General features: G+C 55.0%; 10 protein-coding genes. 7 read left to right on the plus strand and 3 right to left on the minus strand.

The features are described 5' to 3' along the window. Nucleotides 1-41: 41 nt before the first annotated feature. Complete coding sequence (locus tag WMO24_RS09315; RefSeq protein ID WP_349216167.1) at nucleotides 42-695, minus strand: Crp/Fnr family transcriptional regulator; 654 nt, start codon at nucleotides 693-695, stop codon at nucleotides 42-44. Between the two features lie 94 nt (nucleotides 696-789). Between WMO24_RS09315 and WMO24_RS09320 the strand changes: the two genes are divergently transcribed. The 3 genes from WMO24_RS09320 (at nucleotide 790) to WMO24_RS09330 (ending at nucleotide 4422) form a co-directional block, all read left to right on the plus strand. Beyond that, nucleotides 790-1845: an ABC transporter substrate-binding protein gene (locus tag WMO24_RS09320; protein ID WP_349216168.1), complete on the plus strand. Its 1056-nt coding sequence runs from the start codon at nucleotides 790-792 to the stop codon at nucleotides 1843-1845. Beyond that, nucleotides 1820-3214: an ATP-binding cassette domain-containing protein gene (locus WMO24_RS09325; protein WP_349216169.1), complete on the plus strand. Its 1395-nt coding sequence runs from the start codon at nucleotides 1820-1822 to the stop codon at nucleotides 3212-3214. Before WMO24_RS09320 ends, WMO24_RS09325 begins: the two co-directional genes overlap by 26 nt. Nucleotides 3215-3486: 272 nt before the next feature. Then, nucleotides 3487-4422, plus strand: coding sequence for a magnesium transporter CorA family protein (locus WMO24_RS09330; protein WP_349216170.1), 936 nt, complete (start codon nucleotides 3487-3489; stop codon nucleotides 4420-4422). Here WMO24_RS09330 and WMO24_RS09335 read toward each other — a convergent pair. Next, nucleotides 4385-4888 carry a hypothetical protein gene (locus WMO24_RS09335; RefSeq protein ID WP_349216171.1) on the minus strand — a complete coding sequence of 168 codons (504 nt, stop codon included), beginning with the start codon at nucleotides 4886-4888 and terminating at the stop codon, nucleotides 4385-4387. The two genes, WMO24_RS09330 and WMO24_RS09335, sit on opposite strands and share 38 nt — an antisense overlap. Here WMO24_RS09335 and glgB point away from each other — a divergent pair. The 4 genes from glgB to glgA all read left to right on the plus strand — a co-directional run bounded on the left by glgB (nucleotide 4867) and on the right by glgA (nucleotide 10805). Continuing rightward, nucleotides 4867-6885, plus strand: a complete 2019-nt coding sequence (gene glgB, locus WMO24_RS09340; protein ID WP_349216172.1) for a 1,4-alpha-glucan branching protein GlgB — start codon at nucleotides 4867-4869, stop codon at nucleotides 6883-6885. The genes WMO24_RS09335 and glgB overlap by 22 nt on opposite strands. 106 nt (nucleotides 6886-6991) lie before the next feature. Further along, nucleotides 6992-8206 carry a glucose-1-phosphate adenylyltransferase gene (locus tag WMO24_RS09345; protein ID WP_349216173.1) on the plus strand — a complete coding sequence of 405 codons (1215 nt, stop codon included), beginning with the start codon at nucleotides 6992-6994 and terminating at the stop codon, nucleotides 8204-8206. Further along, entirely contained in the window at nucleotides 8200-9321 is a 1122-nt protein-coding gene (glgD, locus tag WMO24_RS09350) for a glucose-1-phosphate adenylyltransferase subunit GlgD (protein WP_349216174.1), read from the plus strand. The genes WMO24_RS09345 and glgD overlap by 7 nt, the downstream gene beginning before the upstream one ends. Before the next feature lie 59 nt (nucleotides 9322-9380). After that, nucleotides 9381-10805 carry a glycogen synthase GlgA gene (gene glgA, locus WMO24_RS09355; protein WP_349216175.1) on the plus strand — a complete coding sequence of 475 codons (1425 nt, stop codon included), beginning with the start codon at nucleotides 9381-9383 and terminating at the stop codon, nucleotides 10803-10805. A 59-nt stretch (nucleotides 10806-10864) separates the two neighbouring features. Here glgA and WMO24_RS09360 read toward each other — a convergent pair whose 3' ends face one another. Further along, nucleotides 10865-13834 (minus strand): EAL domain-containing protein, encoded by a 2970-nt coding sequence (locus WMO24_RS09360; protein WP_349216176.1) that lies wholly within the window; start codon nucleotides 13832-13834, stop codon nucleotides 10865-10867. Nucleotides 13835-13902: the final 68 nt, after the last annotated feature.

Raw genomic sequence — 13902 nt, forward strand, 5'->3', positions numbered from 1 at the left:
CCCCCCCCCCCCCCCCCCCCCCCCCCCCGCCTTTTGGTTTATCAGTTCCGGAGCAGGCGAAACGTGCGGCCGCGCACTTCCAAAAGACCGTCCCTTTGCATGCGGGACAACTCCCGGCACAGGGCCGAGCGGTCGCAGCCCAGATAGGCGGCCAGCTGTGCCCGTGTGAAAGGCGTGACGCAGACGCTGTCCGGCCCGGCCTCCGCGGTCAGATAACGCAGAATCTTTTCCCGCAGGGTGCGAGCCATCAGAAGCTCCAACCGGCGGTCCAGCGAAAAGTATTTGTCCGCCAGCAGAGCAATCAGATTCTGCAGAAAGAGGATGTGCGCAGGGCTTCCGCCGCCGCTCAGCACCCGTGCATAGGGAACCCACAGCGTCTGCACCGGGGTGGCGGCCACCACGGTCACCGGGCTTTTCCGGCTTCGGCTGCCGCAGATCACGTCGCCGAACACCCCGCCCGGCCCCATGCGGGCCATCATCAGCTGGCCGCCGTCAGGCTCGGTTTTATATGCTTCGATCGTTCCATCCAGAACGATTCCGATGCTGTGATTTTCGTAACCGGCCAGTACCAGCGCCTCGCCGCAGGCATAGGTGCGGGTCCAGGCGTTCAGTTCGTCCAGCAGCTGCCAGGCCTGCGCGGCAGAAATTTGAGCAAACAGGGGGCAGCGCTCCAGAACTTTGCGGGAGATTTCCATGCTTTTCCTCCAAATGTTGCAACGGCAACGTTCTTTTGCGCTTTATTATACTATAATGAAACGGCAACATGCAAGAAAGAGGAGTTTTATGCGTATGAAAAAATGGATTTCTGCTTTTCTGGCTGCGGCCATGAGCCTCAGCCTGTTGGCCGGATGCGGTGCGTCCGGGGCGTCCAGCTCCAGCGATGCGGTGGCTTCGGCTTCTCAAAGTGTCTCGGCCAGCTCCGAGGCTTCGTCGACTGCGTCCGCTGAGCGAACCACCTTCCGTATCGCCAGCCTGAAGGGCCCCACCACCATGGGTCTGGTGGAGCTGATGGACAGCGCGGACAAGGGTGAAGCGCGCCACGACTATCAGGTCACCATGTACGGCACGGCCGACGAGATCGCGCCGCAGCTGATCAAGGGCGACATCGATGTGGCGCTGGTGCCTTGCAACTTGGCCAGCGTGCTGTATAATAAGACCGAGGGGGCCGTACAGGTGGCGGCCATCAACACCCTGGGCGTGCTGTATGTGGTCACCAACGGCGACGGCATCTCTTCGGTGGCGGACCTGAAGGGCAAGACCATCTATTCCACGGGCAAGGGCACCACGCCGGAGTACGTGCTGAATTACGTTTTGTCTCAGAACGGCCTGACCGTGGGAACGGACGTGACCGTGGAGTACCTGAGCGAGGCCACCGAGGTGGCGGCCGCCATGGAGAGCGCCGGTGAGGGCGCTGTTGCCATGCTGCCGCAGCCCTATGTGACCACGCTGCAGATGCAGAACGAAAACGTCAAAGTGGCGCTGGATATGACCGAGGAGTGGAACAAGGTTTCTCCGGATTCGGCACTGGTCACCGGTGTCGCGGTGGTCCGCAAGGAGTTTGCCGAGGCCAATCCCGCCGCGTTTGAGGAATTCCTGGAAGATTACGCGTCCAGCGTGGATTTTGTCAACAGCAATGTGGAAGCAGCGGCCGAGCTGGTAGCCGGGTATGAGATCGTGCCCAAGGCGCCTGTAGCTCAGAAAGCGCTGCCGGAGTGCAACATCACCTTCATCACCGGTTCGGAAATGAAGGAGAAGGTCTCCGGCTATCTGCAGGTGCTGTACGACCAGGCCCCCGATTCTGTGGGAGGGACCATGCCGGATGATGCATTCTATTACGGAGCGTAAAAAGAAAATAATCGTCAATGGGCTGGCTGTCTGCTTCTGGCTTTTGCTGTGGCAGGCGGCCAGCGTCTGCATTGGAAGCGATTTGCTGCTGGTCTCGCCGGTAAAAGTGCTGGTCACTCTGGCGGGGCTGATCACAACCGGAGATTTTTGGGCCACTGTGCTGTTCAGTACCGTGCGCATTTTGTCCGGATTTGTACTGGCGGTGCTGGTCGGCGTGGTGCTGGCGGTGCTGGCGGCCGGGTCCGGCGTGGTGCGGGCTCTTCTGCGCCCGCTGATGGTCACGGTGAAAAGCATCCCCGTGGCCAGCTTTATCATTCTGGCGCTTTTGTGGCTGCGGAACACGGGAAATCTGGCTGTGTTCATCAGCTTCCTGATGGTGTTGCCCATTGTGTACACCAACACGCTCACAGGCATCCGTCAGGCAGACGCACAGCTTTTGGAACTGGCGCGCCTGTACCGGGTACCCTGGGGACGCACCATGCGTTACATCCGTCTGCCCGCGGTGCTGCCGCCTTTCCGCGCGGCTTGCGCCGTGGGGTTGGGTCTGTGCTGGAAAAGCGGCGTGGCCGCCGAAGTGATCGGCATCACTTCGGGCAGCATCGGCGAGAAATTGTACGATGCGAAACTGCTGTTTTCCACAGCCGAACTGCTGGCGTGGACCGTGGTGATCGTGCTGCTGAGCCTGTGCTTTGAAAAGTTGTTTTTGCGTGCGCTGGACTGGGCGGGCCGGCGGGCCCTTCGGGTGACGGCCCCCCGGCCGACGGAGCCGGGCACTGCGGGCCCTGTCCGAATGGAGCAGGTGGCGAAAGGGTTCGGCGGCGCTCCCGTGCTGCAGGATCTCAGCCTGGAGTTTCCGGCCGGCGAAATGGTCTGTGTGATGGGACCGTCCGGTCAGGGAAAAACCACGCTTTTGCGCGTGGTCGCGGGGCTTTTGAAACCCGACCGGGGCACGGTATCCGCCGGAGACACTCGCTTTTCCGCCGCCTTTCAGGAAGAACGGCTGCTGGAGTATGCCGATGCGGTGGATAATGTTCGCTTTGTGTGCAGCCTGCCGGAACAGAAAATCCGGGATGCGCTTTACAGCCTTGGTCTGGAGAAGGATGCGTGCGGCCGGCCGGTGGCGGAGTTGTCCGGCGGGCAGCGGCGGCGTGTGGCACTGGCCCGGGCCATGCTGGCGGACGGAGCGGGCGCCGTGCTGCTGGACGAGCCGTTCAAAGGACTGGACGAGGAGGCACATCGTTGTGCGGCGCGGTTTGTGCAGGAGCGCCGGCAGGGGCGCACGGTGCTGGTGGTGACCCATGACGCGCAGGATGCGCAGCTGCTGCAGGCTCCGGTGCTGTCGCTGGAACCGGTGCCGCACGGCCATTGACAATTTGTCGAAATCTTTCGCGGAAACCGACGGCCTCTTTTTGCCGATTCACGATTTGCTTTTGTTTTTCTTGACAAACCCTGTTGTGAGAGCATACACTGAATAAGGCGAAGAGACCCATAGCGATGGAAAAAGGAGTGTGACATAGCGTGGAGGGCGATCCTCGAGGGCGATCATGCCGACAAAAAAATGAGCGTGCTTTCTGCGCTGTGCGCGGCTGATTTTGTGCTGCCTGCATGTGCGCGGACCGGCGCGCGGAAAGCAGGGATATCATGATTACGATTTATTCGACGGACGAAGGCGTGCTGAACGAACTGGAGCGCATTGAACCGGGCGCCTGGATCGATTTGTGTGCGCCGACAGAAGAGGAGATCCGATCGGTTTGCGACCAGCTGCAGGTGGATGTAGACCTGGTGCGGGCCGCACTCGACGAAGAAGAACGCAGCCGCATTGACTCGGAAGACGACAATATGCTGATCCTGGTGGACACCCCGACCGTGGAAGTCCAGCCGGGACGTGGTTTTGTTTACACCACATTGCCGTACGGCATTGTGCTCACGAAGGACAACATCATCACCGTGTGCCTGAAGGAAAGCGCGTTGTCCCGCGCGTTCAGCGACGGTTCTGCCAAGCGCTTTTCCACCAAAAAGAAAAAGCGCATGACGCTGCAGCTTTTGTATCGCAACGCGACGCTGTTTTTGTTCTATCTGCGTGAGGTGGACAAGGCGTCCAACCGCGTGGAGAACGAGCTGCACCTGTCCATGAAAAACAAAGAGCTCATTCAGATGCTGGGCCTGGAAAAGAGCCTGGTGTATTTTTCCACTTCGCTCAAGGGCAACGAGCTGGTGCTGGAAAAACTTCTCCGCATGGATTTTGTGCGGGATTTTCCCGATGACACCGAACTGCTGGAAGATGTGATCATCGAAAACAAGCAGGCCATTGAGATGTCCAATATCTATCGGGACATTTTGTCGGGCACCATGGATGCCTTTGCTTCGGTGATTTCCAACAATCTGAACATCGTCATGAAAATGCTGGCCAGCGTGACCATTATTCTCACGGTCCCCAGTATTGTGTTTGCGTTATGGGGCACCAATGTGCCCGTGCCGTTTGAGTCCTCGCCTTTCGGTTTTTGGATCGTCATCGGCATTGCGGTGGTGTTCACCGCTGTCAGCGTTGTGCTGGCGATTCGTAAAAAGTGGCTTTGAAAAAACCCCGCTTTCCTTGGGAAGGCGGGGTTTTGCTGTATACAGAAAGATTGTCTTTGACGAAATTTATAGCGAACTGTGCCCGATTTTGAAAAATTTGTGGATTACCTGTTCCAAGAGAACGGCGAAAAGTTTCGAAAGTTGCCTTTTTATAATTGCTATACATCGATTTCGCGGGACAAGTTGTATGACAACCTTCAGGAAACTTTTGGCCAAGGATTGACAAAAAAATCGCAATTTTTCTAAGATTGGATAAAATTTGTGTAAAATGTCCAAAAAATGGTGCGTTTTTTGGTGCCCGTTTCAACGAATGATACAGAAAACTATTGCAAAAAGACTGGAAAATGTTTATTATAATAAGAAAGAAACCGCGTTTAGCCGTGGTTTCAGTCAGTATGTGCGAAACCTGCCTTTTGCCGGGTTTGCCCCAAAGGAGGAGCTTTTTTGAAAAAGACCAATCAGGCATCAGACTTGCCGATTTACCTTTTTAAGCAGGGAAAAAACTTTGAGTGCCAGCGCTTTTTCGGCGCGCATCTGGAAAAGCGCGGGGACTACGAGGGCGTGGTGTTCCGGGTATGGGCGCCCCGTGCCAAAGCGGTATCCGTGGTGGGCGATTTCAACAGCTGGGTCCCCACGGCCACACCCATGCTGAATCTGGACCCGGACGGCGGCATTTGGGAATGCTTTGTGCCCGGTCTGGAGCAGTTTGACATTTACAAGTACTGTGTGACCACCCCTGCGGATGAGCTGGTGTTCAAGGCGGACCCTTATGCGTTCCACGCGGAAACCCGGCCTGCCAACTGCAGCAAGGTGTACGATCTGTCGGGGTATGAGTGGGGAGACAGCCGCTGGCAGCGCTACATCTCCCAGACTGACCCGCTGAACACTCCCATGAACATCTATGAGATGCACGCGGGCAGCTGGCGCACCTATCCGGACGGGAACCAGTTTGATTACAAGGCTCTGGCGGATGAGCTGGTGCCGTATTTGATTGATATGGGCTATACCCATGTGGAACTGCTGCCGCTGATGGAGCATCCGCTGGATGCCAGCTGGGGCTATCAGGTAACAGGGTATTTTGCTCCCACCAGCCGCTATGGAACACCCCATGATTTCAAGTATTTTGTGGACAAATGCCACCGTTCCGGCATTGGCGTGATCATGGACTGGGTGCCTGCGCACTTCCCCAAGGACCAGTTCGGTCTTTACAAGTTCGACGGTACCAACTGCTACGAAGACCAGAATCCCCTGCGTGCAGAGCACAAAGAATGGGGGACCATGGTGTTTGATTACGGCCGGCCCGAGGTGCAGAGCTTCCTGATCTCCAACGCGCTGTTCTGGCTGGAGGAATATCATGTGGACGGCCTGCGCGTGGACGCGGTGGCCAGCATGCTGTATCTGGACTACAACCGGCGGGACGGCGAATGGAGCCCCAACGCGCAGGGCGGAAAGGAAAATCTGGAAGCCATTGACTTTTTGCGCAAGCTGAACACAGAGGTGTTCGCCCGTCATCCCCACGCGCTGATGATCGCGGAAGAGAGCACTGCCTGGCCGATGGTGTCGCGTCCGGTGGCGGACGGCGGTTTGGGTTTCAACTTCAAGTGGAACATGGGCTGGATGAACGACATGATCAGCTATATGAGCACGGACCCGCTGTTCCGTGCCGGCAATCACAACAAGGTCACATTCAGTTTCTTTTATGCCTTCAGCGAAAACTTTGTGCTGCCGCTGAGTCATGATGAAGTGGTGCACGGAAAGTGCAGCCTGATCAATAAGATGCCCGGTGATTACGAGCAGAAATTTGCCAACCTGCGCACGTTCTATGGGTATATGATGGCGCATCCCGGCAAAAAGCTGCTGTTTATGGGGCAGGAGTTTGCACAGTTCATCGAGTGGAACGAGGCCCAGCAGCTGGATTGGATGCTGCTTGGATATGATCGTCATGCACAAATGCAGCATTACGTCCGCAGTCTGAACCGGCTGTACAAGGACACGCCTGCGCTGTGGGAGGACGACTTCTCCTGGGATGGTTTCCAGTGGATCGTACCGGATGATTCTTCCCAGAGCGTGATCGTGTTCCTGCGCCGGGACAAAAAGGGCCGCGAGATTCTGGCCGTGTGCAACTTTGCACCGGTGCTGCGCCCGGACTATCGCTTCGGCGTGCCCCGCGGCGGCACATATACAGAACTGCTCAACTCCGACGCGGAAGAATTCGGCGGCTCGGGTCTGCACAATGAACCGGTCAAGGCGCAGAAAGAACCCATGCACGGTTTTGAACAGTCCATTTCCATTAAAATTCCACCCATGTCCACGCTGATTTTTTCCACACCTGCCAAACGCGCACCGCGCGGCAGCGTGAAAAAGGAAAAAACAGAGGCTGCGAAAAAACCGGCGGTGCGCAAGAGCGCTCCGAAAAAGAAATCGGCAAAAGCAGCCGAAAAAACCGGCAAACAGGCAAAGTGATTTGCCTTTTGTTTCCGGCCGGATACACCCGGCACGGAAAAGAAATAAATTTGGTGTTTTGCAAAGGCGGCCTGTGCTTTGCAGAACGCCGCAAGGGGAGAAAAAGATGAAAGAATGTATTGCCATGCTGCTGGCTGGCGGTCAGGGGTCACGTTTATACGCCCTTACCAAGAAGCTGGCAAAACCCGCCGTCCCGTTTGGAGGAAAGTACCGTATCATCGATTTTCCGCTCTCGAACTGCGTCAATTCCGGAATTGACACAGTGGGTGTGTTGACCCAGTATCAGCCTCTGCTGCTGAACGAGTACATCGGCAACGGCCAGCCTTGGGATCTGGACCGCCAGTACGGCGGCGTTCACGTGCTGCCGCCTTATCAGACGGCCACGGGCTCCGACTGGTATAAAGGAACGGCCAATGCCATTTATCAGAACATCAATTTTATCGAGCGCTACGATCCGGAGTATGTTATCATCCTGTCCGGTGACCACATTTACAAAATGGATTACAGCAAAATGCTGGAGTTCCACAAAGAAAAACAGGCGGACTGCTCCATCGCTGTTATGGAAGTGCCCTGGGAAGAGGCTTCCCGTTTTGGCATCATGACGGCCGACGAGAACAGCACCATCACCAAGTTCGAAGAGAAACCCAAACAGCCCCAGTCCAACCTGGCCTCCATGGGCATTTACATCTTCACCTGGGAAAAACTGCGCAAATATCTGACGGAAGATGAAGCAGACCCCAATTCTTCCAACGACTTTGGCAAAAACATCATTCCCAATATGCTGAACGCAGGCGAGAAGATGGTGGCCTATCCCTTTGAAGGCTATTGGAAAGACGTGGGAACCATCGACAGCTTGTGGGAAGCCAATATGGACCTGCTGGATCCCAATGTTCCTCTGGATGTTTGGGAATCCGACTGGAAAATCTACTCCCGTACCTCCGGCCGTCCCGGCCATTACATCAGCGAGCATGCCCATGTGGACAATTCCATGCTGACAGAGGGCTGCCTGGTGGAAGGCACCGTGTGCAACAGCATCCTGTTTGCCGGCGTCTCGGTGGGCCGCGGCGCAATGGTGGAATCCTCCATTCTGATGCCCGGCGCCGTGGTGGAAGAAGGGGCCGAGGTCTATTATTCCATCATCGCAGAGAATGTGACTGTGAAGAAAGGCGCTGTGGTCGGCGCACGCCCGGAGACTGTGGAAGACAAATCCAAGTGGGGCGTGGCTGTTGTCGGCGAAGGCCGCACCATCGGCGCGGGCGCGAAAGTCGGGCCCAAGGCGATGCTGGAAAAAGACGTACAGGATGGTGAGCAGTTATGGTAAATATGAATGCGCTGGGCATTATTTTCCCCAATACATACGACGAACTGATTCCGGAGCTGGTGCATCGCCGCACCATGGCCAGTGTGCCCTTCGGAAGCCGTTACCGCATGGTGGATTTCTCCCTGTCTGCCATGGTCAACGCGGGCATTGAAAATGTGACGCTGCTCGCAAAGAAAAATTATTATTCCCTGATGGATCACCTGGGCAACGGCCGCGAGTGGGATCTGTCCCGCAAGCGCGGCGGACTGAACCTGGTTCCGCCCTTTGCGCAGGAGAATACCAAAATTTATCACGGCCGTGTGGAAGCCCTGGGAAGCATTCTGAACTTCCTGCGCGCGCAGAAAGAAAAATACGTGATCCTGTCCGACTGCAACATCGCGCATGATCTGGACTTTGCGGACCTGATGGAAAAGCACATCGACAGCGGTGCCAATGTGACCATGGTGTATGAGCGTGCGGAGATTCCTCTGCCCATTCAGACGGAAAACTACACCTTTACAGTGGGCGGAGACGGCCGCATCACAGAGCTGCGCACCAATGACTATCGTCCCGGCGTGCAGAACCTGTCCATGAACGTAATCGTGATGGACCGCGAAGAGCTGATTGAAATGGTGCGTGACGCGCAGGTTCACAATCTGGTGTACCTGGAGCGCGACATCATCGCGCCCAGCCTGAAGATTCTGCATGTGAACAGCTATGAGTACACGGGTTACCGTGCGCGCATTTACGACATGAAGAGCTATTTTGACGAGAATATGCGCCTGCTGGACCCCAAAAACATGGCTGCGCTGTTCCCGAAAGAGCGCCCGGTGTACACCAAAGTGCGCGATGAAGCGCCCGTGCGTTATGCCATGGACTGCAAAGTCAGAAACTGCATTGTGGCGGACGGCTGCGTCATCGAGGGTGAAGTGGAAAACTGCGTGCTGTTCCGCGGCGTAAAGATCGCCAAAGGCGCAAAGGTTCGCAATTGCGTTCTGATGCAGGGCACCACGGTGGACCAGAACGTGGAACTGGACTACATCGTCACGGATAAAAACGTGCACGTTACCATGGGCCGCCGCCTGCTGGGCAACTCCAACTTCCCCGTTTACATTGAAAAAGGTACCGAGGTTTGATTTTTACATCCATAGGGCGGGCCGTCAGGTCCGCCCTGTTTGCAAAAGGAGCGTGTGACATGAAGGTATTGTTTTGTGCCAGCGAGGCCAGCCCCTTTGCCGCGTCCGGCGGCTTGGGCGACGTGGCAGGCAGCCTGCCGCGTGCCATTCAAAGCCGGAAAGTAGAGTGCCGTGTGGTCCTGCCTTTGTACGGCGACATGAAGCCGGAATACCGGGATAAGCTGAAATATCTGACCAATTTCACCGTGCCGGTTGGCTGGCGCAACCAGTACTGCGGTGTGTTTGAACTGACGCATGACGGTGTAACGTATTACTTTTTGGATAATGAGTATTATTTTAAACGTACTGGATTGTATGGCTTCTACGACGACGGGGAGCGCTTCGCTTATTTCTCCCGCGCGATTCTGGAAATGCTGTTCCACATCGACTTCCAGCCGGACCTCATCCATACCAACGATTGGCAGACCGCGCTGGTGCCGGTGTACCTGAACCTGTATTATCGTCATCTGGAAGAGTTCCGCAACATCAAAACCGTTTTCACCATTCATAATATCCAGTATCAGGGCAAGTACAGCATGGATATTCTGGAAGATACGGTGGCCATCGGCCGGCAGGATGCGCACATTCTGGAATATGACGGTTGCGTCAACTATATGAAGGGCGCCATTGAATGCGCAGATAAGGTGAGCACGGTCTCGCCCAGCTATGCGCAGGAGATTTTGGACCCCTGGTACAGTCATGGGCTGGACGATCTGCTGCGTCAGAAGCAGTACAAGCTGTGCGGCATTCTCAACGGCATTGATGTGAAGAGCTATGACCCGTCCACGGATCCAAACCTGGCGGAAAATTACAGCGCGTCGAATTTTGGAAAACACAAACCCGCCTGTAAGAAGGAACTGCAAAGCCTCTTTGGCCTGAACGACTGGCCGGTGCCGGTGGTGGCCATGGTCACACGTCTGGTAGGTCACAAGGGTGTGGATTTGGTGCGCCATGTGGCACAGGACATCATCAACAACGGGCTGCAGCTGGTGGTGCTGGGCTCCGGCGAGGCAGAATACGAGAGCTTTTTCCGCGAGCTGGCGGCCAGAAATCCCGGTGCGGTTGGGGTGAAAATCGGCTTCATCCCGTCACTGGCCCGCAAGGTGTATGCGGGTGCAGATCTGTTCCTGATGCCTTCCAAGTCCGAACCCTGCGGCTTGTCGCAGATGGTGGCCCTCCGTTATGGCACAGTTCCCATTGTGCGTGAGACCGGCGGCCTGCGGGATTCCATTCAGGATTCCGGCGACGGAAAGGGCAATGGATTTACATTCCGCAATTACAACGCCCACGAGATGCTGAATGCAGTTTTGCGTGCGAAAGAGGGCTATGACAATCCGGACGGATGGAAAGTGCTTGTGAAACGGGCAATGGAATGCGACATGAGCTGGAATGCCAGTGCCAAACAATATGTAGATATGTATGAACAGGTCTGTCAGCTGTGGTGAAGAAAGACAGATCAAAAGGCGCCCCGGATATCCGTGGCGCCTTTTTTGGTTTGAGAAAATCATGTTTCGTCCAAAATACGGCAATAACCTTTCAGTTCGATCCAGTCATCCGTGCTCTGAAGCCGTATACCGGAGAAGCGCAGCAGGACGATTCCCTTCTGAGGATGACGCCAATGAATGGCCGTTTGCAGAAGAGCACCGTTTTGCACGGTCTGATGCAGCTTTTCTTCCAGCTTCGGGCGGTCTGCTTCTACGATGCGGGAATACCAGACCCTGCAGTTTTCGGCAGGCGAGCAGTCCCGTGTAAATCCAAGCAGGCGGGCTGCCACTTCGTTAAAAAGAATCTGACGAGGCACCGTTTCGTTTCGATCCAGGCGCATGAGCCAAAAACCAACCTGCAGCGCAGCCAAAACGTCCTGATCGCTGCTTCGCAGCAGCGCCTGATACCGGCGTTCGTTTCGGTCCTGACGGATACGAGTCAGCAAAAAGCCGGCCAGCACACGCACCTGGGAATCGTCGTGAATGGCATACCGGGGGTTGTCGACGCCAATGAAGCCAATGGTTTTTCCTTCATCCCGCACAGGGACCGCAATCAGACGATGAATGCCCTGCTGACTCAGAATCTCCCATTCCACAGGAGAACTTTCCCGCAGAGGTGCCAGGTTGTGAAGAATGATGGACTGTTCCTTTTCAAAAATGGCCAGCCAGCGGGCAAGTGCGTCCGGCGACACATTTTGAAGGTTTTCTTTTTGATGGGAAACATCGGGTGCACACCATTCAAAGGTATTGTCCCAGTGGCCGGGATGAACCAGAGACGGCTCAAACAAATAGGCGCGATCCGATTGATAGAAATCACCCACCGAAGCCAAAACCTGCCCCACCGCCCGGTCGTAGTCCGACTGGCGCGACAGCGTGTTCATATATCCCACGATTCGGTCTGCAAAAGCCAGACGCTCGCGGGCCTGCTCGCTGACCAGTTCCTGCTTGGTGATGTCCAGCGCCACTTCCAATCGCACGTTTTTGCCCTGATATTCCACCAGTTTATCCTTTAACAGGAAATGGCGTCCGCAGTATTCGTTTTTGTTCTCCCACAAATGGAACGAGTCACGGCGCAGAAATGCATTGGTGCAGAAGGAACAGGGCTTATCGGCGCCCTGCAGCACCTGATAACACTTTTTGCCTTTGTAATCCCGCACATCAAAGGTTTTCTGGCCGGCAGGATTCAAGTAATACAATTCATAAGTATCCAGATCGCTGAGATAGAAAATATCGGTTTCCGCATTCAGAATGGTCTGCGCAATTTCTTCCGAGGCGTCCGGAGAAGGCAGCGTTTCGGATGAGGAAGAAGGAAGGCTGACTTTCTGGCGAAGCGAGGCCCATGGGAGTTCCTCTTTGGGGCACAGGTACTGTGCGGAAAACTCTTTTTCAGAGCAGGGGCGGGCAAATAAAAAGCCCTGATACAAAGAGGGCTGCAATTTTTCCAGAAGGGCCAGTTCTTCCGCTGTTTCCACGCCTTCGCAGCATACGTGGATCTGACAACCGTCCGCCAGTTCCACGATGTTGTTTAAAAGACGCTGATTATAGACGCTTTTCTGAATGTTGTTTACAAAACAGCGGTCTATTTTGATTTCGTCGATGTCCATTTCTTTCAGCCGGCTTAAACTGGAGTATCCCGTCCCGAAGTCATCCACAGAAATGGAAATGCCATGAGTTTTCCATTGGCGGAAAATTTGGTTGAGATCGGGATAATTCAGAAGTTCCATGCTTTCGGTTACTTCAATGGTCAGTGCGGAACCGGGCAACCCGCTGCGCCGAAGAGAGTTCAAAACATCCTGCTTCACAGTACTTTTTCGCAGTTGGCTGTAAGACATGTTAACGCTCATGTGCACCTGAGGGGCTTTGGCGCGCCATGCATTGCACTGAGCCAAGGCGGTTTCCAATACCCACATGCCCACCGGATAAATCAAATCGGTCTGTTCCAGGATCGGCACAAATTCCACGGGGGAAACCGGCCCCAGGCGGGGAGAGGTGTAGCGAAGCAGTGCTTCTGCTCCATACAAATCGTAAGAGCCGGAGAAAATCTGCGGCTGGTAGCAAAGTGAAAATCCTCTGAATCCTGAAGTCACACTTGCCTCCAGCTCTTCCCGCAGTTCCAGTGTGCGCAGCCTTTTTTCGTAATCTTCCGGTGAGAAAAAATTTAACTGGTTTTTGCCGTGGGCTTTGGACGTGTCCAGCGCAATTTCCGCATATTGCAGCAGCGTGTCGGCATCAGGGGTGGCATAGTCTGTGTAAGAGACGCAGCCGGCGGACAGGGTACACTGACCGGACAGCTTTTGCTGAATACGGCCAAATGCGGCAGTTACATCAGAAGAGCTGGCCCCGGGCAGGTTGATGGAAAACCAGTCGCCGTTGACACGAAAGCAACGCTGGTCTCCGGGCGTTTCGTTCTGAATAACGTGGGCTACATCTTTTAACAAAGCGTCACCAAAATCGCGCCCTCTTTTCAGGTTGATGGATTTCAAATCGTCTACGTCCACCAAAAGCAAGAATCCGTCCTTGATGCCGGAAAGAAGCTTCTGCGTCTCTTTTTTCAGTTCGGCAATTTGAAAATCAGACGCAGAGCTCGGCAGTTCGGCGGGAACGGCCCGGGACAATCGCCCCAGAACGTACAGCGGACGGCCGTCCGGCCCTGCGAAACATTTCCCACGGCTGTTGATCCAGAGAAGTTCTCCGTTGCGGTCTACTGCACGGTAATAAAGATCATAGGTGTCGTACTTTTTTGCAAGCAGATCCTGAAAAATAGATTCCAGACGGGCAATGTCCCGCATATCCACATTTTTGCGCCACTCTTCCAAAGTGCACACAAGCCTGTCTGCCGCGGGATGTTCAAAAACATTCCTCAGATTTTCTGAAAAAGCGACCGTGCGGGTGAGGCAGTCAAAAAATACATAAAAATCGCCGGTGCTCTGGCTGAACATATTTAATAAGTCGTGTACCTGCTGTGGGTCACGGTAAAATTTCAAATTCATTTTCTCTCACCGCATCTGTGCTTTTTTTTCAATTATAGCATGAATTTTGGAAAACAACCATCCGAATA

The sequence above is a fragment of the Ruthenibacterium intestinale genome (assembly GCF_040096265.1).
Taxonomy (GTDB): domain Bacteria; phylum Bacillota; class Clostridia; order Oscillospirales; family Ruminococcaceae; genus Ruthenibacterium; species Ruthenibacterium komagatae.